26 protein-coding genes are annotated in these 22558 nt (G+C 72.3%); 22 read left to right on the top strand and 4 right to left on the bottom strand.

Annotated features, from left to right (window positions below; translation table 11 throughout):
* Positions 1-197 precede the first annotated feature (197 nt).
* The 17 genes from ACFSHS_RS04100 to ACFSHS_RS04020 all read left to right on the top strand — a co-directional run bounded on the left by ACFSHS_RS04100 (position 198) and on the right by ACFSHS_RS04020 (position 16233).
* Positions 198-1379, top strand: a complete 1182-nt coding sequence (locus ACFSHS_RS04100; protein ID WP_376872102.1) for an ABC transporter substrate-binding protein — start codon at positions 198-200, stop codon at positions 1377-1379.
* Between the two features lie 48 nt (positions 1380-1427).
* The gene (locus ACFSHS_RS04095) at positions 1428-2315 is read left to right on the top strand and encodes a branched-chain amino acid ABC transporter permease (RefSeq protein ID WP_376872099.1); all 888 of its coding nucleotides are present in this window, start codon (positions 1428-1430) and stop codon (positions 2313-2315) included.
* Entirely contained in the window at positions 2312-3241 is a 930-nt protein-coding gene (locus ACFSHS_RS04090; protein ID WP_376872096.1) for a branched-chain amino acid ABC transporter permease, read from the top strand. Before ACFSHS_RS04095 ends, ACFSHS_RS04090 begins: the two co-directional genes overlap by 4 nt.
* Positions 3231-3986: an ABC transporter ATP-binding protein gene (locus ACFSHS_RS04085; RefSeq protein ID WP_376872093.1), complete on the top strand. Its 756-nt coding sequence runs from the start codon at positions 3231-3233 to the stop codon at positions 3984-3986. The genes ACFSHS_RS04090 and ACFSHS_RS04085 overlap by 11 nt, the downstream gene beginning before the upstream one ends.
* The gene (locus ACFSHS_RS04080) at positions 3967-4710 is read left to right on the top strand and encodes an ABC transporter ATP-binding protein (protein WP_376872090.1); all 744 of its coding nucleotides are present in this window, start codon (positions 3967-3969) and stop codon (positions 4708-4710) included. The genes ACFSHS_RS04085 and ACFSHS_RS04080 overlap by 20 nt, the downstream gene beginning before the upstream one ends.
* A gap of 41 nt (positions 4711-4751) precedes the next feature.
* On the top strand, positions 4752-6350 hold the full coding sequence (locus ACFSHS_RS04075; protein ID WP_376872087.1) for an AMP-binding protein: 1599 nt from the start codon (positions 4752-4754) through the stop codon (positions 6348-6350).
* Positions 6351-6355: 5 nt separating this feature from the next.
* Positions 6356-7393 (top strand): alcohol dehydrogenase catalytic domain-containing protein, encoded by a 1038-nt coding sequence (locus ACFSHS_RS04070; protein ID WP_376872238.1) that lies wholly within the window; start codon positions 6356-6358, stop codon positions 7391-7393.
* The gene (locus tag ACFSHS_RS04065) at positions 7386-7775 is read left to right on the top strand and encodes a Zn-ribbon domain-containing OB-fold protein (RefSeq protein WP_376872084.1); all 390 of its coding nucleotides are present in this window, start codon (positions 7386-7388) and stop codon (positions 7773-7775) included. Before ACFSHS_RS04070 ends, ACFSHS_RS04065 begins: the two co-directional genes overlap by 8 nt.
* Positions 7772-8920, top strand: a complete 1149-nt coding sequence (locus ACFSHS_RS04060) for an acetyl-CoA acetyltransferase (RefSeq protein ID WP_376872081.1) — start codon at positions 7772-7774, stop codon at positions 8918-8920. Before ACFSHS_RS04065 ends, ACFSHS_RS04060 begins: the two co-directional genes overlap by 4 nt.
* 16 nt (positions 8921-8936) lie before the next feature.
* A complete protein-coding gene (locus ACFSHS_RS04055) occupies positions 8937-9392 on the top strand; it encodes a MaoC/PaaZ C-terminal domain-containing protein (RefSeq protein ID WP_376872078.1) in 456 nt (151 codons plus the stop codon).
* Positions 9389-10120, top strand: a complete 732-nt coding sequence (gene fabG, locus ACFSHS_RS04050; RefSeq protein ID WP_376872075.1) for a 3-oxoacyl-ACP reductase FabG — start codon at positions 9389-9391, stop codon at positions 10118-10120. The genes ACFSHS_RS04055 and fabG overlap by 4 nt, the downstream gene beginning before the upstream one ends.
* Complete coding sequence (locus tag ACFSHS_RS04045) at positions 10117-11304, top strand: acyl-CoA dehydrogenase family protein (RefSeq protein WP_376872072.1); 1188 nt, start codon at positions 10117-10119, stop codon at positions 11302-11304. Before fabG ends, ACFSHS_RS04045 begins: the two co-directional genes overlap by 4 nt.
* A complete protein-coding gene (locus ACFSHS_RS04040; protein ID WP_376872069.1) occupies positions 11301-12074 on the top strand; it encodes an enoyl-CoA hydratase/isomerase family protein in 774 nt (257 codons plus the stop codon). Before ACFSHS_RS04045 ends, ACFSHS_RS04040 begins: the two co-directional genes overlap by 4 nt.
* A 28-nt stretch (positions 12075-12102) precedes the next feature.
* The gene (locus tag ACFSHS_RS04035) at positions 12103-13335 is read left to right on the top strand and encodes a CoA transferase (protein WP_376872066.1); all 1233 of its coding nucleotides are present in this window, start codon (positions 12103-12105) and stop codon (positions 13333-13335) included.
* A gap of 52 nt (positions 13336-13387) precedes the next feature.
* Positions 13388-14602, top strand: a complete 1215-nt coding sequence (locus ACFSHS_RS04030) for an acetyl-CoA C-acetyltransferase (protein ID WP_376872063.1) — start codon at positions 13388-13390, stop codon at positions 14600-14602.
* A gap of 74 nt (positions 14603-14676) precedes the next feature.
* Positions 14677-15333, top strand: a complete 657-nt coding sequence (locus ACFSHS_RS04025) for a flavin reductase family protein (protein WP_376872060.1) — start codon at positions 14677-14679, stop codon at positions 15331-15333.
* Between the two features lie 90 nt (positions 15334-15423).
* The gene (locus ACFSHS_RS04020) at positions 15424-16233 is read left to right on the top strand and encodes an alpha/beta hydrolase (protein ID WP_376872057.1); all 810 of its coding nucleotides are present in this window, start codon (positions 15424-15426) and stop codon (positions 16231-16233) included.
* A 7-nt stretch (positions 16234-16240) separates the two neighbouring features.
* Here the strand turns inward: ACFSHS_RS04020 and codB are convergent, their stop codons facing one another.
* Both codB and ACFSHS_RS04010 read right to left on the bottom strand, forming a co-directional pair.
* The gene (gene codB, locus ACFSHS_RS04015) at positions 16241-17539 is read right to left on the bottom strand and encodes a cytosine permease (RefSeq protein ID WP_376872055.1); all 1299 of its coding nucleotides are present in this window, start codon (positions 17537-17539) and stop codon (positions 16241-16243) included.
* Positions 17536-18024, bottom strand: a complete 489-nt coding sequence (locus ACFSHS_RS04010; RefSeq protein ID WP_376872052.1) for a nucleoside deaminase — start codon at positions 18022-18024, stop codon at positions 17536-17538. The genes codB and ACFSHS_RS04010 overlap by 4 nt, the downstream gene beginning before the upstream one ends.
* 162 nt (positions 18025-18186) lie before the next feature.
* Here ACFSHS_RS04010 and ACFSHS_RS04005 point away from each other — a divergent pair, with 162 nt between their 5' ends.
* The 3 genes from ACFSHS_RS04005 to ACFSHS_RS03995 all read left to right on the top strand — a co-directional run bounded on the left by ACFSHS_RS04005 (position 18187) and on the right by ACFSHS_RS03995 (position 19838).
* Positions 18187-18549, top strand: coding sequence for a hypothetical protein (locus ACFSHS_RS04005; protein WP_376872049.1), 363 nt, complete (start codon positions 18187-18189; stop codon positions 18547-18549).
* A 78-nt stretch (positions 18550-18627) separates the two neighbouring features.
* Entirely contained in the window at positions 18628-19278 is a 651-nt protein-coding gene (locus ACFSHS_RS04000) for a hypothetical protein (protein WP_376872046.1), read from the top strand.
* Positions 19275-19838 carry a hypothetical protein gene (locus ACFSHS_RS03995; RefSeq protein ID WP_376872043.1) on the top strand — a complete coding sequence of 188 codons (564 nt, stop codon included), beginning with the start codon at positions 19275-19277 and terminating at the stop codon, positions 19836-19838. Before ACFSHS_RS04000 ends, ACFSHS_RS03995 begins: the two co-directional genes overlap by 4 nt.
* Here ACFSHS_RS03995 and ACFSHS_RS03990 read toward each other — a convergent pair.
* Together ACFSHS_RS03990 and ACFSHS_RS03985 are read right to left on the bottom strand one after the other, a co-directional pair.
* Positions 19835-20509 (bottom strand): hypothetical protein, encoded by a 675-nt coding sequence (locus ACFSHS_RS03990; protein WP_376872040.1) that lies wholly within the window; start codon positions 20507-20509, stop codon positions 19835-19837. The two genes, ACFSHS_RS03995 and ACFSHS_RS03990, sit on opposite strands and share 4 nt — an antisense overlap.
* Positions 20510-20686: 177 nt before the next feature.
* Positions 20687-21196, bottom strand: coding sequence for a MarR family winged helix-turn-helix transcriptional regulator (locus ACFSHS_RS03985; protein WP_376872037.1), 510 nt, complete (start codon positions 21194-21196; stop codon positions 20687-20689).
* Between the two features lie 75 nt (positions 21197-21271).
* Here ACFSHS_RS03985 and ACFSHS_RS03980 point away from each other — a divergent pair, with 75 nt between their 5' ends.
* Together ACFSHS_RS03980 and ACFSHS_RS03975 are read left to right on the top strand one after the other, a co-directional pair.
* Complete coding sequence (locus tag ACFSHS_RS03980; protein WP_376872034.1) at positions 21272-21835, top strand: NADPH-dependent FMN reductase; 564 nt, start codon at positions 21272-21274, stop codon at positions 21833-21835.
* Between the two features lie 30 nt (positions 21836-21865).
* Positions 21866-22174, top strand: a complete 309-nt coding sequence (locus ACFSHS_RS03975) for a hypothetical protein (protein WP_376872031.1) — start codon at positions 21866-21868, stop codon at positions 22172-22174.
* Positions 22175-22558 lie beyond the last annotated feature (384 nt).

Here is a 22558-nt window from a genome sequence, read left to right as displayed (position 1 = left end):
CGATCGTTCACCCCAGGAAAGCGTCCGGGCTCCGCCTCGTCAAGGGGTGCTGAGTCGTCGTGGGAGAACCTGCGAGGACCCCTTGACGTGTGACTGCCCTCACTCGTACGTTCCGGCGGAACGAACGATCGTTCGTGCGGTGACGTCGCTCGCCGACCGGTCGAGAGCCGGGACACCGATCCAGGACGGAGAAGCACATGCGGGTGCAGACGAGGAACCGACTGGTCGCCACGGTGGCCACTGCCACGGCCGCGGTCGTCATGACCGGTTGCGGGACGAGCAGCGGATCCGGTGGAGGGTCGGCGGCGGGCGGCGGTGGGACCGGGGAGGGCTACGCCTGCGACGCCGACGAGGTGACCATCGGTGGCCTCTGGGCCCAGAGCGGTCCCCAGGCGGCCTACGGCGAGTGGTTCGCCAACGGCACCGAGATGGCCGTCGAGCACATCAACGCCGACGGCGGGATCGGTGGGCGGACCCAGATCCGGCTGCAGGTCGAGGACACCCGCGCGCTCCCGGAGCCCGCCGTGGTGGCCTTCCAGGGCATGGTCTCCGACGGCATCCAGTACGTGCTGAGCTCCTTCTCCAGCCAGACGCTCGCGCTCGCGCCGATCGCGGCCAACGAGGAGGTCGTCCTCATCAACGGGGGCGCGCAGAGCGACGCCCTCGGCGAGCAGGGCCCCTTCCTGTTCAACACCATCCCGCTCCTCCGGAACGAGAGCGTGGCCCTGGCCGAGAAGCTCTACGAGGACGGCGTCCAGAGTGCGGCGATCATCTACACCAGCGACGACGGTGGAGAGGCGGCCCGCGAGAACTTCGAGGAGGCCTTCACCGAGCTGGGCGGTGAGATCACCGGGGTCGAGAGCGGCGAGTTCGGCGGGACGGACTTCCGCTCCCAGCTGACGAAGCTGCGCTCGACCGATCCCGAGGTCCTGCTCCTCGGCGCCTTCGGCCAGGACTCGGCCAACATCATCAACCAGGTTCGCGAGATCGGCTGGGACGTCCCGCTGGCCAACACCTCCTGGGTGGCGATCCCGGCCGTGCTGGAGAACCCGGCGGCCGAGGGCCTGCGGCTGACCACCATCCCGTTCGAGCCGAGCGAGGAGTTCCAGCAGGAGTACCAGCAGAAGTACGGCGAGGCCCCGACGAGCGCCTTCATCGGCAACTACTACGACGGCGTCAAGATCTTCGCCGAGGCCTTCGAGCACGTCTGCGACTCCGGTGCCGAGACGGTGAGCGGTGCTGCGCTGGCCGACGCCATCCGGGAGATCGAGACGTTCGACTCCGTGTACGGCTCGGAGCTGACCTTCGAGGAGGGCACGGCCAGCCGCCCGATCGATCTCGCCGTCATCCGGGGTGGCGCCGTCACGCCCGTCGAGTAACCGGGCAACGGCCGGCCGGGTCGCCGCACTCATCACCGAAGGATTCGCATGGACCTCTTCGTCCAGTTGCTGCTCAACGGGCTCGTCGCTGGCAGCCTGTACGCGCTCGTGGCGGTCGGCTTCGCGCTGATCTTCGCGGCGACCCGGCACTTCCACATCGCACACGCCGCGGTCTTCGCCGCGGGCGGCTACTTCGCCTACTTCCTGGCCGACCTGCTCCCCGTAGGGTCGGCCATCGCCGCCGCGGTGCTGCTGTCCGTGGTGCTGGGTGTGCTGCTCGTGGTGTTCCTCTACCGGCCGCTGGAACGGCGAGGCGGCGCAGGGTTCGTCCTGTTCCTGGTCTCCCTCGGCGCGCTGATCGTGATCGACAACATCTTCACGGTGGGGCTCGGGGCCCGGCCGGCCCGCCTCGACGCGGGCGGCTGGTTCTCGACCACGGTCGACATCGGGCGATGGTCGCTGATCGCCGGCCAGGTGGCGCTCATCGTGGTCGCCTTCGTGCTCTTCGGCGGGCTGGTCACCCTCCTCGCCAGGACGCGGATGGGCAAGCTCGTCCAGGCGTTCTCCGGCAATCCGGAGTTCGTCCAGATCGTCGGCCGCAAGCCGCAGGTGGTCCTGGTCGTGGTCTACGCGCTGGGGTCGCTGCTCGCCGCGGTCGCCGGGGTCTACGTCGCGGCCGACACGGGGATGCAGCCGGGGCTCGGCGAGACGTTCTTCATCGTCTCGGTCATGGCGGTCATCATCGGCGGGATCGGCAGCATCACCGGAGCGTTCGTCGCCGCGATGCTCCTGGGACTGCTGGAGAACATCCTGCTCCTGGTCATGGGCGCGGAGTGGACGCTCGCAGCGATCTTCGTCCTCTTCCTGGTCCTCATCACGGTGAGCCCGGAGGGGCTGGCCAAGATCAACCTCCGGAGGGCTCGGGCCTCGGCATGAGCGAATACATCCTCTCCGTCGCGACGCTCATCGCGATCTACGCGATCCTGTCCGTGTCGCTGAGCCTGCTCGTGGGCCACACCGGCATCTTCTCGATGGCGCACGCCGCGCTGTTCGGCGTCGGGGCCTACACCTACGCGGTGCTGACCGTCCAGTTCGGCTGGGGGCCCGGTCCGGCGCTGATCGTGGCGCTGCTGGCCGCCGCGCTGGCCGGCGCGGTGATGGCCATCCCGTCGCTCCGGGTGTCCGGCGACTACTTCCTGGTGGCGTCCTTCGCACTACAGGTCGTGGCCGCCAGTGTGTTCGAGAACTGGACGTCGGTCACCGGTGGCACCGGGGGAATACCCGGGATCCAGCGGCCCACCATGGGGCCGCTCGACTTCGGCGACAGCACCGCCTTCCTCGGGCTCGCGGTGGGCGTGGCGGTGCTCGTCGTCGCCGTCTCCCTGTGGATCGTCCGCTCGCCGTACGGACGGATGCTGCACGTGGTCCGGGACGACGAGGTCGTCGCCGCCACGCTGGGCAAGCCGGTCCGCTTCGCCAAGGTCTCGATCACCGTCCTGTCAGGCGCTTTCGCCGGGCTGGCGGGCGTCCTCTACGCCCAGTACCTCCTGTACCTCAGCCCCGGCACCTTCGAGGTGGCCACGTCCGTGTCGGTCATCACGATGGTGGTCCTGGGCGGCATGACCTCGGTGCTGGGCTCGGTGATCGGAGCCGCGGTCATCGTCCTCATCCCGCAGGGCCTGCGGCAGCTCGACATCGCCAGTTCGGCGGCCGGCCCGCTCGAGCAGGTCTTCTTCGGCCTGCTGCTCATCCTGCTGATGTTCGTGCGGCCCCAAGGCCTGCTGGGCGGGTCGCGGCGCCCGGCCGCGGCGAGAGGCGACGTCGGCGACGCCGCGAAGGGGGCGACGGTCCATGCTGCTTGAGGTAGAGAACGTCTCGAAGAGCTTCGGCGGCCTGCAGGCGGTCAAGAACGCCACGTTCGAGGTCCCGGAGGCCCAAGTCACCGGGCTCGTCGGCCCGAACGGCGCCGGCAAGACGACGTTGTTCAACATGATCTCCGGGACCATCCGGGCCGACGCCGGGGCCATCAGGTACCGCGACATGGAGATCACCGGGCTCACTCCCCAGGCCCGGATCGGCCGAGGGATCGCCCGGTCCTTCCAGGACGTGCGCCTGCTGCCCAGGCTCACCGTCCTGGAGAACGTCGTGGTCGGCGTGCAGGGTCAGCCGGGCGAGCGGTTGCGCAACGTCTTCACCCGCCCGCGGCACGCCGTCCGGAGCGAGAAGGAGAACCTCCGACGGGCGGCCGAGTGCCTGGACTACGTGGGCATGCCGGTGTCGGTCCACCACGAGCTCGCGGGTGGCCTGTCCTACGGGGAGCAGAAGCTCGTCTCCATCGCCCGGCTGCTCGCCACGGGTGCCGATCTGCTCCTGCTAGACGAGCCGACCTCCGGCCTGGACGAAGGGTCCCTGGACGAGTTCCGGACGGTGCTGCGGCGGCTCATCGCCGAGGGCCGCACCGTCCTGCTCGTCGAGCACAACATGCTGCTGGTGCGAGAGCTGTGCGACCGGGCGGTGTTCCTCAGCACCGGCGAGGTGCTGGCGATCGACACCCCCGGCCGGCTGATGGAGAACGAGGAGCTGCGCAATGTCTACTTCGGTGCCTGACAGCGGCGTGGCCCCGGCCGCGCGACCGTCGTCCACACCGGCGTTGCTGCGTCTCGACGGGGTCCACGCCGAAGTCGCCGGCCAGCCGGTCCTGCGCGGGATCACCCTGGACGTGGCGGAGGGCGAGTTCGTCGCCGTCCTCGGCCACAACGGTGCGGGCAAGAGCACGCTGCTGCGCACCGTCCTCGGTCTCGTGCCGGTGCGCCGCGGTCAGGTCCGGTTCAGCGGGGACGACATCACCCGCTCCCCGACGCCGCAGATCGTGCGCAAGGGGGTGAGCCTGGTCCCGCAGCAGCGCGGCTACTTCGAGAACCTGTCCGTCGCCGACAACCTGGCCTTCGGGGCCCGCACCGACGGCCGGATCGGACTGGACGAGATCTACGAGCTCTTCCCGATCCTGCGCGAGCGGCGGGGGCAGCTGGTCGGCACGATGAGCGGCGGCCAGCGGCAGATGGTCGCCATCTCGATCGCGCTCATGTCCAGCCCGCGCCTGCTGATGCTCGACGAGCCGTCCGTCGGGTTGCAGCCGAACCTCGTCGCGCGGGTCATGGAGGTCGCGACGCAGGTCAACACGGAGTTCGGCATCACGGTGATCCTCGTGGAGCAGAACATCGAGAAGGTGCTGCAGGTGGCCCGGCGGGTAGTCGTCATCAACCAGGGCCTCGTCCAGTTGGACGAACCCGTGGCCGAGGTGACCGCGGACCACATCTGGCAGTTGCTGTGACGGCCGCGTCGACGAACGGTGCGGGCGCGATCCCGCACGAGATGACTCTCCCCGCCATGCTGGAGTGGCTCGCCGCCGAGCACGGGGACGCCACCTGCCTCGTCGACGGCGACCTCCAGACGTCCTTCGCCGAGCTCGACGACAGGTCACGGCGGCTGGCGGCCGGGCTGGCCCGGCTCGGTGTGCGGCGTGGCGACGTGGTCGCCATCTGGCTGCCCAACACCACCGCGTGGGTCGAGCTGGAGTTCGCGGCCGGGCGCCTGGGAGCTCTCGTGCTGAGCGTGAACACCAAGCTCCGCTCGCACGACGTGCGTCAGTTGCTGACCCAGGGCCGGGCGAACGTCCTGGTGCTCTGGCCCTCGTTCCACGGGATCGACTTCCTGGGCATGCTCGGCCACCTCGCGGAGGACCCCCCCGACTCACTGCGGCACGTGCTCCTGGTCGGCGACCCTGTCGAACCCGACCGCGTCCCGCCGGGGCTCCGGGGCCTGACCCGGCCGTACGCGGAGCTGTTCGGGCCCGAGCGGCACGAGGAGTCGTCAGCCGCGCCGGACTTGTTGTCCAACGCGTTCTCGTCCTCGGGCACCACGTCGGCTCCCAAGCTCGTCGGTCATGTCCAGCAAGCACTGGTCGGCCACGCGCACGCGGTGGCGGACGCCTTCGGGTACCGGTCGCCTGACGCCGTGGTGCTCGGCATGCTGCCGTTCTGCGGGGTCTTCGGGTTCAACACGCTGATCGCGACCATGGCGGCCGGCCGCCCACTCGTCGTCCAGGCGGTGTTCGACGGCGTGGAGGCCGCGGGGCTCATCGAGCGCCATGGGGTCACGCACACCACCGGAGCCGACGAGATGCTGCGCCGGATCCTGGCGGCGGGGGATCCTCCCGCCCGCATCGGCTCTCTGCGCGAGGCCGCGTTCGCGAGCTTCGGCGGCGACCCGCAGGCCCTCGTCAGCGCGGCCGAGGCGCGGGGGATGACCTTCTTCCAGACCTACGGGTCCAGCGAGGTGCAGGCCCTGATGTCGTATCCGCCGCCCGGTGCGGACGTCGCGCGGCGCAGTCTCGGCGGCGGCGTCCCGGTGAACCCGGACATCTCCGTGCGGATCCGCGACACCGCCACCGGGGAGCTGGTCGCCGAGGGGCAGGGCGAGGGCGAGATCGAGATCGCCGGGCCCAACGTGAGCGTCGGTTACCTGCACCAGCCCGACGCCACCGCCGCCAGCCGCACCGATGACGGCTACTTCCGGACCGGGGATCTCGGCCGGCTGCAGCCGGGACGGGACATGGTCTACCTCGCCCGCATGGGCGACGCCCTGCGACTGGGCGGCTACCTGGTGGCGCCGGGGGAGATCGAGTCCTACCTGGAGACGCTGCCCGGCGTCGGGACGGCGCAGGTGGTCGGGGTGCGCCGTCCGGAGGGCGACGTCGCGGTCGCCTTCGTCCTCGCCGACGGGTCCCGCGACCTCGTCGAGGACGAGCTGCTCGCCTCCTGCCGGGCCGAGTTGGCCCGGTTCAAGGTGCCTCGGCGAGTGCTCGTCGTGGACGAGTTCCCGACCACCCGCAGCGCCAACGGCGACAAGATCCAGCGCGTGCGCCTGCGGGAGACCGCGGCTGCCGTGCTCGACGAGGAGGTATCGCAGTGACGCTGATGCGCGCCATCCGCATGCACCAGTTCGGGGGCCCCGACGTGCTGGCCGAGGAACAGGTCCCCGTCCCGACGCCGGAGCCGGGTCAGCTGCTGATCGAGGTCGCCTACTGCGGCATCTGCCGGCACGACCTGCTCACCCGCGCGGGTGCGTTCCCCTCCATCTCGCTGCCACTGACGCTCGGGCACCAGGTGAGCGGCCGGGTGGTCGAGATGGGCCCGGCGGCGGACGGCTTCGCCGTCGGCGACCGTGTCATGACCATGATCTACACCGGCTGCGGCGGCTGTCCGAGCTGCCAGGAGGGCAACGACGCGCTCTGCACCCGGACCCGGCCGCAGTTCCTGGGGGAGGACCGCGACGGGGGTTACGCCCAGTTCGTGGCCGTGGACGCCCGGGTGACCGTGCCGCTGCCCGACGCCGTTTCGCTGCCCGAGGCCGCCATCGCCACCTGCACCCTGGGCACCGCCTACCACGCGATCGCCACCCGCGGCGCGCTGCAGTCCGGTGAGACCGTCGCGATCACCGGTGCCAGCGGCGGGGTGGGCGTCCACGCCGTCCGGATCGCCCGCATGCTCGGCGCGACGGTCGTCGGCATCGTGTCGAGCGAGGAGAAGGCCCGGTCGGTCGAGGAGGCCGGCGCGGACCACGTCCTGGTGTCCCCGACGCGCACCTTCGCGCGGGAACTGCGCAGCCGGCTCGGCCGGCAGGTCGACCTGGTGGCGGACGTCGTCGGCGCGCCCACCCTCCGCGAGTCGCTGCACGCCGTCCGGCCCGGTGGCCGGGTCGTCGTCGTGGGCAACGTCGAGGGCAAGGAGGTCTCGATCCCGCCCGCGTACCTGATCCTCAAGGAGGTCGCGCTGCTCGGGACGAAGTCCTGCACGACCGGGGAGATGACCGCGCTGCTCGACGCCGTGGCGAGCGGGAAGCTCACCGCCGAGGTGACCGAGATCGTCCCGCTCGCCGGTGCACGTGAGGTGCACGAGGACATGGAGGCCGGGCGCGGGAGCGGCCGCTCCATCCTGGAGGTGGCCGGTGGCTGACCCGGCCGCGACCGAAGACGTCGGCCCGACCCGTCGTTACCTGGAGGCGCTGCGCGAGGGCCGGTTGGTCTACCAGCGGTGCGGGCAGTGCACCGCGGCGGTCTTCCCGCCCCGGGTGCTCTGCTCGGTGTGCAGTGCCGACGCGCTGGACTGGCAGCCGAGCGAGGGCGCGGGGACCGTCTACTCCGCCAGCACGCTGACCCCGCGCGACGAGGATCCCTACACCGTCGTCCTCGTCGACCTGGACGAGGGTTTCCGGGTCATGAGCGCGGTGGCGGGGACCAGCGCACCGCTCGGTTCGAGGGTGCAGTTGGTCCCCCAGCCGGCGGACGACCCCGCGGGTGAGCCGCGGCTCGTCGCCGTCCTCGAGGGTGCCGGATGAGCGAGCTGCGGGGCCGCACCGCGGTCGTCGGTGTCGGGGAGGACGGCGTCGGCGTGGCGGTGCCCGGGAGCACGCCTCTGGACCTGGTGGCCAGGTCCACCCGGGCGGCCTTGGACGACGCGGGGCTGGCCATGTCCGACGTCGACGGGCTGTTCACCGCCTCCGCGTACTACCAGCTGCCGGCGTTGAACGTCGGCGAGTACCTCGGGGTACGGCCGCGCTACACCGACACCACGGCACTGGGCGGCAGCTCGTCCGTGGCCCACGTCGGGCACGCGGCCGCCGCCATCGACGCGGGACTGTGCGATGTCGCGCTGGTCGTCTACGGCAGCACGCAGCGGTCGGACTCAGGCCGGCTGGTCTCGCAGTCGGAGGCATCCCCGCACGAGCGCCCGTACCGGCCGCGGTATCCGGTGACGTCGTACGCACTGGCCGCCGCCCGGCACATGCACGAGTACGGGACCACCCGTGAGCAGCTGGCCGCCGTCGCAGTGGCGGCCCGTCAGTGGGCGCAGTTGAACCCGGCGGCGTTCGCGCGTGATCCGCTGACGGTGGACGACGTGCTCTCGTCGAGGATGGTGTCCTCGCCGCTGACCGTGCGCGACTGCTGCCTGGTCACCGACGGGGGCGGCGCCCTGATCGTCACGTCGGCGGAGCGCGCCGCGGACCTGCGCCGGCCGCCGGTGTACCTGCTCGGGTACGGCGAGGCGCAGTGGCACCGGAACATCACCCACATGCCCGACCTCACGGTCACCGCTGCCGTGGACTCAGGTCGCCGGGCCTACGACCAGGCCGGTCTGTCGCCGACGGACGTCGACCTGATCGAGCTCTACGACGCCTTCACCATCAACCCCGTCCTCTTCCTGGAGGACCTCGGCTTCTGCGCGAAGGGGGAGGGCGGCGAGTTCGTCGCCTCCGGCGCCATCGCGCCGGGCGGCCGGCTCCCCGTGAACACCAACGGCGGGGGCCTCTCCTACTGCCATCCGGGCATGTACGGGATCTTCGCGCTCGTCGAGGCGGTGCGGCAGCTCCGCGGCGAGGCGGGGGAGCGGCAGGTGCCCGGCGACGTGGCCCTCGTCCACGGCAACGGCGGCGTCCTGTCCAGCCAGGTGACCGCCATCTTCGGCACGTCCGCGACCCGATGAGAGGGAAGGATCCCCAGTGAGCCTGTTCTACGACGACCTCGAGGTCGGTCAGGTGTTCCGCACGCCGGCCCGGACGGTGACCGAGACGGATCTGGTCACCTTCTCCATGGTGTCGGGTGACTGGGCCGCCATCCACAGCGATGCGGAGTTCGCCCGGGACACCTTCTACGGCCAGCGCGTCGTCCACGGGCTGTTCGGCCTCTCGATGCTGACCGGGCTCATGGAACGCGCCGGGTGGTTCTCCGAGTCGGCGCTGGCGATGCTCGACATCGAGCGGTGGGCCTTCCGGAAGCCGATCTTCGTGGGCGACACGCTGCGCGGGGAGATGGAGATCGTCTCCAAGCGGGTCACCAGCGCCGGCGACCGCGGGATCGTGGGACGTCGCTTCACGCTGCTCAACCAGCGGGACGAGGTCGTCCAGACAGGCGACCTGGGGATGATGATCAAGATGTCGCCGGAGGTGGCGGCATGAAGCTGCTCGAGGGGCGCAACGCGATCGTCACGGGCGGCGCACAGGGCATCGGCCGGGCCACCGCTCTGATGCTCGCCGAACACGGAGCCCGGGTGGTCGTCGCCGATCTCGACGAGCGGACCGCGCAGGCCGTGGTCGACGGACTGCCGCAGGGCGGCGCGGCGGTGCGCTGCGACGTCCGCGACCCGGACGACGCCCGTGCAGCGGTGGCCGCCTGCCAGGACCTGGGGTCCGTCGACGTGGTCGTCAACAACGCCGGCATCACGCGGGACGCGACGCTGCGCAAGCTGACCATGGCGGACTGGGACGCCGTCCTGGACGTGCACCTCAAGGGTGCGTTCCTGATGAGCCAGGCCGCCGCGGCCGTCATGCGGGAGCAGGGCAGGGGGGCGATCGTCAACATCTCCTCGATCTCGGGCAAGGTCGGGATGATCGGCCAGGCCAACTACAGCGCCGCCAAGGCCGGGATGGTCGGGCTGACGAAGGCGACCGCCAAGGAACTGGCCCACCGCGGGGTGCGGGTCAACGCCGTGCAGCCCGGCCTGATCCGGACAGCGATGACCGAGGCGCTTCGGCAGGACGTGTGGGACCAGAAGATGTCGGAGATCCCGATGGGGCGCGCAGGGGAGCCCGAGGAGGTCGCCAAGGTCGTTCTCTTCCTGGCCAGCGACCTGTCCAGCTACCTGACGGGCACGGTCCTCGAGGTCACCGGCGGGCGGTTCATGTGATCGGCTTCGACCTCGACGACGAGCAGCGCGAGCTGCAGGAGCAGGCCCGCAGGGTGGGCCAGGCCGTCCGGCCCATGGCCCGGCGCTGGGACGAGGAGGAGACCTTCCCGGAGGCCTCGTTCGACGTGCTCCGCTCCTCGGGCCTGCTGGATCTCACGGTGCCGGTCGAGCACGGGGGGCGCGGAAAGGGCGTCTTCGAGGCCTGCCTGGTGCTCGAGGAGATCGCGGCCGGGTGCATGGCGACCGCGATCGTGGCGCAGATGTTCTTCAACGGTCCACCGCGTGCCATCGCCGTCCTCGGCACCGACGAGCAGCGTGCCCGGCTGCTGCCCGAGGTGGCCCGCGGCGAGCGGTACTTCGCCATCGCCATGACCGAGCCCGGCGCCGGATCCAGCGGGACCGAGCTCACCACTCAGCTCGCCCGTGGGGCCGACGGCGTGCTGCGGCTGAACGGGACCAAGTGCTACATCACCGGCGGCGACCGGGCCGACACCCTGCTCGTCTTCTGCCGTGCGGCCGGCACGTCGGGCTCCCGCGGCATCGGTGCCGTCGTGGTGCAGCGCGGTCAGCCGGGTTTCGACGTCGTCGACACGTCGCCGAAGATGGGCAGCCGCGGCGTCGCGGAGGCCACCCTCCGCTTCGAGGACGTCGAGATCGACGACGACCAGGTGGTGATCCCGCCGGACTCGGAGTCGAGCGCCGGCGCAAGGCTCCTGCTGCGCCAGTTCAATCCCGAGCGTTGCGGCAACGCGGCGATGTGCATCGGGGTGGCGCGCGCCGCCCTGGAGGACTCCATCGCGTACACCGCACAGCGGGAGCAGTTCGGCCGTCCGATCGTGGAATTCCAGGGCCTGCAGTGGAAGCTCGCCGACATGGCGGTCCGGCTCGAGAGCGCCCGGCTGCTGCTGTGGCGTGCGGCGATGTCGTCGGAGGACGGCTTCCCCGTGCTGCGGGACACGGCGATGGCCAAGCTCGTCGCGAACGAGACGGCGCAGTACGTGACCAACGAGGCGATCCAGCTGCACGGCCACCGGGGCTACACCCGCGACGTGCCCGTGGAGCGGTACTTCCGGGACGTCCGCGGCATGGCCCTGGGCGGTGGCACGTCGGAGATCCTGCGCAACGTCATCGCCGAGGACGTCGCCGGAAGACGGTTCGAGCAGCGGCCACGGAGCGCCCGGTGACCGGTGTGCGCACCCGCGTCGACGGCGGGGTCGCCGTCGTGACCCTCGACCGGCCGGAGGTGCGCAACGCGCTGGACTGGGCGGCCTGGGAGGCGCTGGGGCGCGCGGTGGAGGAGTGCGATCGCGACGACGTGCGCGCGGTGGTGCTCACCGGCGGCGACCGCTGGTTCTCCGCCGGCGGCGACGTCTCGTCCATGGGGCAGGGGGCGGACGGCGGGGTCGCCGCACCGGCGGCCCGGGTGCGGGTCGCCCACCGCGCCGTCCGGGCGCTCACGCGGTGCCGCGTGCCGGTCGTGGCGGCGGTCGAGGGGTTCGCCGTCGGGGCCGCGTGGGGGCTGGTGCTCGCCTGCGACCTGGTCGTCGCCAGCCGGGAGGCGTTCTTCGCCGCCCCCTTCAACGAGCGTGGCCTCGTCGCTGACGCCGGCCTGGCCTGGTCGCTGCCCCGGCACCTGGGCCACCAGCGGGCGGCGGAGCTGCTGCTGCTCGGTGAGCGGTTGCCGGCGCCGAGGGCGCACGAGTTGGGCCTGGTCACCCGGCTGGCGGAGCCGGGTCAGGCCGGGAACCAGGCGCTGGCGCTGGCCGCTCGTCTGGCGGCGGGGCCCGCGGACGCGGTCCGACTGACCAAGGGGCTGCTCAACCGGGCCCCGACCTCGTCGCTGGACGCCTTCCTGGACGACGAGTACGTGCACGTGGCGCTCAACGGCCACAGTCCCGACGTCGCTGAAGGACGGCAGGCGTTCCTCGACAAGCGACCGCCCCGCTTCCGGTGACGGCGCCGACCCGCAGGAGGAGCACCCGATGACCGGCTCCGACCCGGCCGCCCGCCGGCCACTGGGCGATCTGTGCGTCGTCGAGTTCGCCTCGTTCGTCGCCGGCCCGTCCGCGGGCATGGGACTGGCCCAGCTCGGTGCCGAGGTGGTCCGCATCGACCCCCTGGGCGGGGGCAACGACCACCTCCGCTGGCCCGTGGCAGCCAACGGGGCGAGCCTCTACTGGGCGTCCCTGAACAAGGGCAAGCGCTCGGTGACCGTGGACGTCCGCTCGGCAGCCGGGCGGGAGCTGGTGACCGCACTGGCGACCGCGGGCAGCGGGATCTTCCTCGACAACGCCGTGGGCCAGCGGTGGCTGTCCTACGAGGTGCTCTCGGCTCGACGTCCCGACCTGGTCCACGTCCGTGTGCAGGGGCACCGGGACGGACGTCCGGCCGTCGACTACACGGTGAATGCCGAGGTGGGCGTGCCCCAACTGACCGGGCCGGAGTCGATGGAGGCGCCGGTGAACCACGTGCTGCCCGCGTGGGATCTGCTCACCGGGGCGACGGCGGCGGTCGGGCTCCTGTCCGCCGTGCACGAGCGGTCGGTCACCGGCCGCGGCGCCCACCTGGAGATCGCGCTCGCCGACGTGGCGCTGGCCGGGGTGGCCAACCTGGGCTGGCTGGCGGACGCGGAGCTGACCGGCCGGGACCGGCCGCGACTGGGCAATCACGTCTACGGCAGCTTCGGCACCGACTTCGCCACGGCCGACGGCCAACGGCTCATGGTGGTCGCGCTCACCGAGAAGCAGTGGCGCGCTCTGTGCCGCGTGACCGCCACCGAGGAGGTGTTCCGGGCGCTGGAGGTCGCTCTGGACGCCGACCTGGACAGCGAGTCGGAGCGCTACCGGCTGCGCGAGACGATCGTCGCGGTGCTGCGCCCGTGGTTCGCCGCCCGCACGCTGGACGAGCTGGCCGACCAGCTCGACGTCGCCCGCGTGCTGTGGAGCCCTTACCGCACCATGCGCCAGGCCGCGGCCCGGTTCGCCTCGGACGAGGACGAGGTCGTGCGGCACGTCGACCAGCCCGGCATCGGGCGGATGCTGGCCGCCGGCTCGCCGCTGCGCTGGTCGGGCGGTGGCCTGCCGCCGCAGGCAGCGCCTCGGCTGGGAGCGGACACGGCGGAGGTCCTGTCCTCGCTCCTCGGACTCACCGATGCCGATCTCGGCCGGCTGCACGACGAGGGGGTCATCCGGCTCGAGAACCGGATGACCGCATGAACGGCGGGATCCGACCGATTCCCGCGCCCGCGGGGGGCGAAGAGAGGGAAACATGCGCGAGGCAGTGATCTGTGAACCGGTCCGGACGCCCGTGGGGCGGTACGGCGGCGTGTTCCGGGATGTTCCGGTCCACGACCTCGGGTCGACGGTGGTCCGCGGCCTGCTCGAGCGGACCGGTCTGGCGCCGGAGCGGGTCCAGGAGGTGATCTTCGGCAACGTGTACCCGACCAGCGAGGCGCCGGCCCTGGGACGCTTGGTGGCGCTCGACGCCGGACTGCCCGTCGAGGTCACGGGCTACCAGATCGACCGGCGGTGCGGTTCGGGCCTGCAGGCGGTGATCGACGCGGCGATGCAGGTGCAGACCGGCGCCCGGGACGTCGTCGTCGCCGGGGGCGCGGAGAGCATGAGCGGTGCCGTCTACTACTCGACCGACATGCGGTGGGGGGCGCGTGGCGAGGCGTCGGCGATGCACGACGCGCTGGCCCGTGGTCGGGTCACCGCCGGCGGGAAGGACTACCCCGTTCCGGGCGGCATGCTGGAGACCGCGGAGAACCTCCGCCGCGAGTACGCCATCCCGCGCGAGGAGCAGGACCGCCTCGCCGTCCTCTCGCACCAGCGCGCCGTCCAGGCGCAGGAGGCCGGCGTGTTCGCCGAGGAGATCATCCCGGTGACCGTGCGGACCCGGAAGGGCAAGCAGGTCGTGGGCACCGACGAGCACCCCCGTGCCGACGCCTCCATGGCGAGCCTGGGGCGGCTCCGGCCCATCAGGCAGTCCGTCGACCCGGAGGCCACCGTGACCGCCGGCAACGCCAGCGGCCAGAACGACGGCGCCTCGGCGTGCATCGTCACGACTCCCGAGGAAGCCGAGCGGCTGGGGCTGCGCCCGCTCGTGCGGCTGGTCTCCTGGGCCGCGGCCGGTGTGCCTCCGCGAACCATGGGCATCGGCCCGGTGCCGTCCACCACGAGCGCGCTCGACCGAGCCGGGCTGCGGCTCGCGGACATGGACCTCATCGAGCTCAACGAGGCCTTCGCCGCGCAGGCGCTGGCGGTGACCCGCGAGTGGGGCTTCGGCGAGGGCGACTTCGAGCGGCTCAACGTCCACGGCTCGGGCATCTCGCTCGGGCACCCGGTGGGCGCCACCGGGGGCCGGATCCTCGCCACGCTGGCTCGGGAGATGGACCGGCGCGAGGCCCGGTACGGCCTGGAGACGATGTGCATCGGCGGGGGACAGGGCCTGACGGCGGTGTTCGAGCGCTGGGCGTCGTAGCAGCTCCTGCGATCCCCTGCAGCAGGCGCAGCGGGGCACGTCGCCTGTCTCCGACCACGACGGTGAGGACCGGGATGTACTACGACAGCGAGCGGCGCGTCGGCGGCGACGGGGATCCGGGGTTGCCCTGGAACCCGTTCAAGGCACTGGTCGCCCCCCGGCCGATAGGCTGGATCTCGAGCCTCACGCGGACCGGTGTCGTCAACCTCGCCCCGTTCAGCTTCTTCCAGGCGGTGGCTGACCGGCCCGATGTGGTCATGTTCAGCACGGAGGTGGAGACGCCGGCGTCGAGCGGGCCCGGCGGACCGGACGGGGAACGGAAGGACTCGCACGAGAACGCCACCGTGCTGGGTGAGTTCGTCTGCAACCTCGTCTCCTGGAACATGCGCGAGGCCATGAACACCACCTCCCTGCGGCTGCCCCCCGATCAGAGCGAGGCGGAGCACGCGGGGCTCCAGCTGGCGCCGTCGCGGCGGGTCGGCCCTCCGCGCGTGGTCGGGGCGCCGGCCGCCCTCGAGTGCCTGGTGGTCGACAGCCGGCAGGTCGTCCACCGCCACGGCCTGCACCGGTTCCACATGATCTTCGGTGAGGTCGTCGGCATCCACATCGACGACCGGTTCGTCCGGGAGGGCCGCGTCGACACCGTCGCGATGCAGTTGATCGGCCGGCTCGGCTACGACGAGTACTCGGTGCTGGACCGGACGTTCCGGATGACCCGGCCCGACGTCTGATCCCGCCTGACGGCCCGTTCTCCGGGGTGCTCCAGATCTCGATCTCGGGGTGCCAGCATGTGCGCCCGTTCCCGGGGAAGGACTCGTCATGTGGTGCGTGCGGTGGCCGTCAGCGCCGGAGTCGCCGTCCTGCTGCTCGCCGCTGTGACCGGGCTGCTGTGGGCGTTCCAGCGGTCGCTGATCTACCTGCCCGGCGGGGCCCCCCACCAGCCGGCGGGCTCGGTGCTCCCGGGGGCGCGGGACGTCGTCCTCCGGACCGGCGACGGCCTCGAGCTCGCCGCGTGGTTCCTCCCCGGCCCCGGGCCGGAGGCGCCCGCGGTCCTGGTGGCCAACGGCAACGCCGGGCACCGCGGGCTCCGGGCACCGCTCGCCCGCGCGGTGAACGAGGCAGGTCTGGCGGTACTGCTCTTCGACTACCGCGGCTACGCCGGCAACCCCGGCAGCCCCACCGAGGCCGGCCTGGCGCTGGACGTGCGCGCCGCGCGCGAGTTCCTGGTCTCCGAGGCGGCGGTGCCGCCCGATCGCCTGGTCTACTTCGGCGAGAGCCTGGGTGCCGCCGTCGTGACCGAGCTGGCGACCGAGCACCCGCCGGCCGGGCTGGTGCTGCGCTCGCCGTTCGTCGACCTCGCCTCGGTCGCGCGCGTCCACTACCCACTGGTGCCGGCGCGGGCGCTGCTGCGCGACCGGTTCCCGGTGGCCGAGCGGGTGGCGCGCGTCGACGTGCCGACGACGGTGGTCTACGGCAGCGCCGACTCCATCGTGCCGCCCGGCCAGAGCCGCGCGGTGGCGGAGGCCGCGGCCCGGCTGCACCGGCTGGTCGAGGTGCCCGGCGCCGACCACAACGACCGGGTCCTGCTCGACGGCGACGCGCTCGTGAAGGCCGTCGTCGAGCTGGCCTGACCCGTCCTCAGGAGGCGACCGCGGCGGGACGCCGTCCCCACTGCAGCGCGAGCACCCCGGCGACGGCGACCACGACGCCGACCACCGGCGGGATGGACCACCCGGCCTCGCTGCTCCACCAGGCGGCGACGGACGCGACCACGTAGACGGCCAGGTTGCGCCACTCGACGGCCGGCAGCGCCGACGTCCCCGGCATGCCGCCGCGCCAGCGGGCCAGGAAGTCGCCGATGACGACGCCGCCCAGCGGCGGGATGAGGATGCCCAGCCACACCAGGTACTCGATGAGGTTGTCGTAGATACCGGTGATCGCGAGCAGGGTCCCGAGGATCACCCCGCCGATGACGAACGGCTTCTTCGACCGCGAGTTCGCGATCTCGGCGCCGGCGACGCCGAAGTTGTAGGCGGTGTTGTCGTTGGTGGTCCAGAGGTTGGCGACGAGGAAGACCAGGCCCCAGCCGACCAGGCCCAGCTGGTAGAGGACGAGGACGAAGTCGCCCTCGCCGAAGGCCAGGGCGCCGATGGCACCGAAGCCGAGCATGAGCAGCTCGCCGACGAGGAAGGCCACGACGCAGGCCCAGAAGCCGGTCGAGGGGGTGCGGGAGAAGCGGGTCCAGTTCGGCGCCTGCGTGCCGCCGGAGGCGAAGGTGCCGACCACGATCGTCACCGCGACGGCGATCGGCATCGTCTCGGTGGGCTCGATGGCGGTCAGGCCGCTCCACCCGCCGACCTCCTCCAGCGAGCGCCAGGTGACCCAGCCGGCCAGCACGAGCAGCAGCGGCACGGAGACGACCGAGAGCGCGTACATGCCCTTGTAGCCGTAGTAGGCGGTGACGCCCATGACGGCGCCGCCGGCGACCATGAGCGCGATCTCGGTGCCCCGGCCGGACCAGTCCAGCGCGCCGGCGGTGAGGCCGGCGAGGGTGGCGACGGTGACGCCGTACCAGCCGATCTGCGTGCCGCCCAGCAGCACCGAGGCCAGCTTCGCGCCGCGCGTGCCCAGCGCGTAGCGGCACATCATCACCGTGGTGAGCCCGGTGATGGCCCCGATGCCGCCGATGATCGCGACGTACACGCCGAGGACGGCGCTGCCCAGGAGCAGCACCCACAGCAGCGTCGTGACGTCGAAGGCCGCGCCGATCTGCGCGCCGGCCAGCATGGTGGGGGTGAAGAAGGTGAAGCCCAGGAGCACGATCGCCACGGAGAACAGCGACTGCCGGGCGTGCGGCGGAACCGGGTCGATCGGGTAGTCCGGATCGACGTCGGCCGGCGTGAGCGGAACGTCCTGACGACTGCTGGTGCTGCTCATCTGCCCGCCTCCGCGGTCTCGTCGTCCTCGCCGATGTCCTCGTTCCAGATCTCGGGGTGGGCGGCGATGAACTGCTCCATCAGCCGCACCCCCTCGGCGTCGTCGAGCACCAGCACCTCGACGCCGTTCTCGGCCAGCCAGTCGTGCCCGCCGTGGAAGGTGCGCGCCTCGCCGATGACCAGGCGGGAGATGCCGAACTGGCGGACGAGGCCGCTGCAGTACCAGCAGGGCGAGAGGGTGGTGACCATCGTGGTGCCGCGGTAGGTGCGCTGGCGGCCGGCGTTGCGGAAGGCGTCGGTCTCCCCGTGCACGGAGGGGTCGTCGTCCTGCACCCGTCGGTTGCGCCCGCGGCCGAGCACCGTGCCGTCCGGGCCGATGAGCGCGGCCCCGATCGGGATGCCCCCCTCGGCGAGCCCGGCGCGGGCCTCCTCCAGCGCGATGGCCAGCCATTCCCGGGCTGTCGACTCGTCCAGCGGCACCGTCATCCGGCGTCCTCTCCCCGTCGAGCACTGCGTATGGCGCTCCTGCGCCGACCCTGGCAGAGATCGTTCCGCCGCGTCGATCCCCGGTGCGTCTCCGTCCGGTCACGTTTCCGCGTCCCGACGGCACACTGGTGTCTCCCGACGCGGCTGTCGAGCCTCTCTCCGGTGACGAACGGTCCGGCGCCGGCCGGACCGCCCTCCCGGGAGGTGATCGTCATGGCCGGTGGCAGCGCACCGACGTACGGGCAGCTGTTGCAGGAGGCGCTCGAACTGGGCCGCGCCGACGGTCTGTTCGCCGCCGCGTTCGAGTCCCCGGGGGCCACGTCGGGACGGCCCGACCGCTGTCTCGGCCGGACTCCCGCCGAGTTCGCCCGAATGCTGTGGGGGCCCTCGGGAACACCGCCGATCGGTCTCGAGGTGAATGCGCCGCTCTGGTACGCGACCGGCTACCGGGAGGGGCTCCGGGCGGGTGCCGCGACGGGCCGGGGGACGACGGCGACCCTGCTGCTGCGCCGGGTGTTCACCTGAGCAGGCCCTGGCCGTGATGGCCGTGATCGGCCACACTCCCGGGTCGACAGCGACCCGAGGAGTGAGGGGATCGAACCGTTGACCAGGGTGTCAGTCGCGACAGCAGCACTGCTGGGCGGCGCGGTGTGGACGGTCCATGCGCTGGTCCTCGCCGGCAGGCCGACGGGGTGCGTGCGCGATGCGTGCTTCGTCGCCGGGGCGTCGAGCCGGCCGAGCGAGGACCTGGCGCCGGTGTTCCTGCTGGCCGTCGTCCTGCTGGCCGTGGCGGCCACGACGCTGGGACGCGGGGACCGGCAGCGGGGCCGGGGTCTCACGCGGACCGGAGCGCTCCTGCTCTGGGCGGGCGCCGCGCTCCTGGTCCTGGGCCTGGTGGTCAACGCGGCGATCGACGGGGACTCTCCGCTGTGGTGGCTGCACGACACGGACTCGCTCGGGCGGCTGGCTCCGGTGACCGGGTCCTTCCTCGTCGGCATGGGCCTGTTGTGGCGGAGGTCGGACCCGTCCTGGCTGGGGCCGGCGCTGGCCGTGGCCGCCCTGGTGTCCGTGCCGTTCAACGCCCAGGACGACCGGGTCCTGCTGAACGTGCCGCTCGGTCTGGTGTGGGCGGTCGCCGGCTCCTGGTGGCTCCTGCAGTGGAGGAGGGCGCAGAACGTGTCCCTGGCGACCGCGTCGCCGAGGACGTCCCCGCTGCACGCACCGTCGGACCGGACGGGACGAGGCGCATCGTGACCGCCGGCACGGGCGTGTCCGCCGAACGGGCGGCGGATCGCGGACGGCTCCGCGCCGCGACCGCCGGTGGACTGTGCGGGCTGGTGGCCGGGGCCTGCTGGATCGGCAAGGGCGCTGCCGTGCTCGTGACCGGCTGGCAGCCGCCGGTGCTGTTCGAGGTGGCGCCGCTGCTCATGGCGATGGCGGTGTGGGGCCTGGCGCGGCAGCTGCCGCCGTCCCGGGGACGGACCCTGGGCTCCGCCGCGGGCGCGCTGGGGGTGGCGGCTGCCCTTCCCGTCGTCGTCGGGGAGGTGACGTCCGTGCCCACGGCCGTCACCGGGACCGGGATGGCCGTCGCGCACCTCGCGGTCCTCGCCGGGCTGACCAGGGTGGGGGTGGAGCTGCGTCGGCAGCGGGGCGACGTGCTGCCGCTCGTGCTGGCGGTGGTGACCGTTCCGGCGGTCGCAGCCGGGGGAGCGCTGTCGGCGCTCGCCGGTGAGCGCGCCCTGGAGGTGCCGATCGTGGCGCTGGGGTTCTGCTGGGCCGTGCTCGGCGTCCGCCTGCTACGGCAGACCTCCTAGCGGGCGGGCGCCTCGCTCGCGATGAGGCTCGCGATGAGGAGGGAGGCCACCAGAACCCACAGCCCGCCGAAGAGGAAGCCCAGCAACCCTGACGGCCCGACGGGAGTGAGGGCGACGACCAGGGGCACCAGCATCGCCACGCTGAACCAGCGGAACCAGCGGGGGAAGAGCCCGTAGCCGAAGCCGGCGATCACCGCCGCGGTGACCATGACCAGCGACGGCACGGCGGCGATCCGTGCGCTCTCCCAGCCGGTGGTCAGGAGCACCTGCGCCGTGACGCCGTCATCGAGGTCTGCCGCCGTGGCGAGACCGATGCCGTCGGCGGCGAAGGAGAGCCACTGGGCGGCGGCCAGGACGGCCCCCGCCGCCCCGATGACGGCGACCCAGTCGGAGGCCCCCCGCAACCGGCGCCAGAGCGGGCCGGCGAAGACGGCGGCGAGCACGGCGCCCAGGGAGATCAACGCCGCTCCCGCGCGCAGCGCGCCGGCGTGCTCCTGGATTCCTCGGACGATCGCCTCGGGGGCCATGGTGGGGTCGATGCCCTTGCCGCCCAGGTCGCCCAGCGAGACGCCCGCGTAGGCGACGACGATGGAGGCGGCGCCCGCCAGTGCCGCGACGCGTTCCAGGACGCCGGTCCGGGGGCTCTGGGCCCGGACGCTTCCCATGGTCATGCCGGCTCCCGGTTCTCGTGTCCACTCGGTCGGCAGCACTGTGGAGCACCGGTCAGCGCTCCACAAGGATCGCGGGCACCTCCCCTCGCCGGTGTGTCGACCGTCGGGTCGCTTCCAGAGGGGAGGGCGGCCGGACGGACGCCGGTCGGTTGACCGGGAAGTCGACCGGTGGCCCCGTCAGCCGATGGGGCGCTCGTCGGCCAGGACGCGGGACGTGAGGTCGCCGAGCAGGACCAGCTCGTCGTGCGTGAGTCGCGAGAACAACCGCTCCTCCAGGCCCCGGTGATGGGTGGGCTGCGCCTGCCGCAGCACCTGCAACCCCTCGTCGGTGAGGGACACGACCACGACCCGGGAGTCCCGCTCGTCGCCGGTCCGCCGCACCAGACCGCGCGTCTCGAGCTCGGCCACCAGCCGCGAGAGCCGGCTCTGACTCAAGGGCGTCTGGCGGGTCAGGGTCGTCATCGTCGTGTGGCGGTCCTGTGCGAAAGCGGCCAGGTGGAGCAGCACCTCGTAGCCCCGCAGACCGATCCCGTGCGCTGCCCGCAGGTCTGCGTCCAGGAGCCGGTCGAGCTGCTCACCGGCCCGGATCAGGCCCAGGAAGGCGCGGGCGTAGGTCTTCGACGGGAAGGCGATGCCCGAGGGCAGCGAGACGAACACCGGTTCCCGGTCTGACTCGTCCGTCCGCACGGGCAGAGTCTACCGGAATATCTATGCGGAAGCATGGTTCTGATGTATGCTCACGCATAGATCGAGGAGGCGGACATGGAACTGCTGGTGATCTCGGGCTCGACCCGACGGGGTTCGTTCAACACGCGGCTGGCGCGGCTCGTCCGCGACGTCCGTCCCGACGATCAGGTGACCGTCGTCAGCGACCTGGCAGCTCTGCCGTTCTACGACGCCGACGTGGAGGCGACGGGCATCCCCTCGGCCGTGACCGCCCTGCGAGGTGCCGTGGCTGTCGCGGACGTGGTGGTGTTCGTGACGCCCGAGTACAACGGCACGGTGCCGGGCGTACTCGGCAATGCCGTCGACTGGCTCTCCCGCCCGCACGGGGAGTCGGTGCTGCAGCGCAAGCCGGTGCTGGTCCTGTCGGCGTCGCCCAGTCGATTCGGCGCCGTCCGGGCCGCCGACCACCTGCGCACGGTGCTCCACCGGATCGGTGCCCAGGTTCTGCCGGCCGGGCTGTCCGTCGCCGGGGCGCACCGGCGCCTGGCCGAGCCGGTGGACCCGGAGGTCGTGGGGCAGCTCGCCGACGTGCTCGGCTCCGTGCTCGACGTCCGCACCGCACCTTCGGGATCGGCGGAGCCCGACCTGCTGCCGGCCTGACCCGCCGACCGATCAGGAGAGGAGACAGCGATGTACGCAATCCTGCGGGTCAACACCTACGACCCCGAGAAGCTCGCCGCCGCGGCCGACCGCCTGGAGGAGTTCGACCAGTTGCACGCCGCCCAGCCCGGAGCGGAGGGGAGCATCGGCGTCGACCTCGGTGAGGGGCGGCGATTCGTGCTGAACCTCTGGGACGGCGTCGAGTCCAGCCGCGCGGGCCAACGGGTGCTGGTCCCGCACCTGCAGCGGCTGCTCGTGCCGCTGATGTCCCAGCCCTCCCAGTTCCTCGGCGCGGGCCCGGTCATCACCTGGCAGATGGCACCGTCTGTCGGCGGCTGAGAAAGCGGGACAGGCTCCCCAGGGCGTGGGAACCGGGCCAGGACGACGGTCGCTCCGCCGCGGCCTTCAACCGCGGGTGCGGATGCCGGGCGCAGCGGGGGCGGCGGCGCTCCGGCGTGGCGGTCCACGTGCACGTGTGGAACGTGGTGACGGCCGGCGCCCGGACCAGTTCCCGCTGCGCCGCCAGTGCCGACGTCCGATCGCGCTGGGTTCTGCTGGGCCGTGCTCGGCGTCCGCCTGTTACGGCAGACCTCCTACCGGGCGGGAAGCCCAGCCACCCTGACGGCCCGACGGGAGTGAGGGCGACGACCAGGGGCACAGCATCGCCGCGCTGAACCAGCGGAACCAGCGGGGGAAGGAGCCCGTAGCCGATGCCGGCGATCA

The sequence above is a fragment of the Blastococcus deserti genome, from assembly GCF_042682525.1.
GTDB lineage: Bacteria > Actinomycetota > Actinomycetes > Mycobacteriales > Geodermatophilaceae > Blastococcus_B > Blastococcus_B deserti.
Note: the sequence above shows the minus strand (reverse complement) of the source record. Positions and strands in the feature narration are given on the sequence as shown.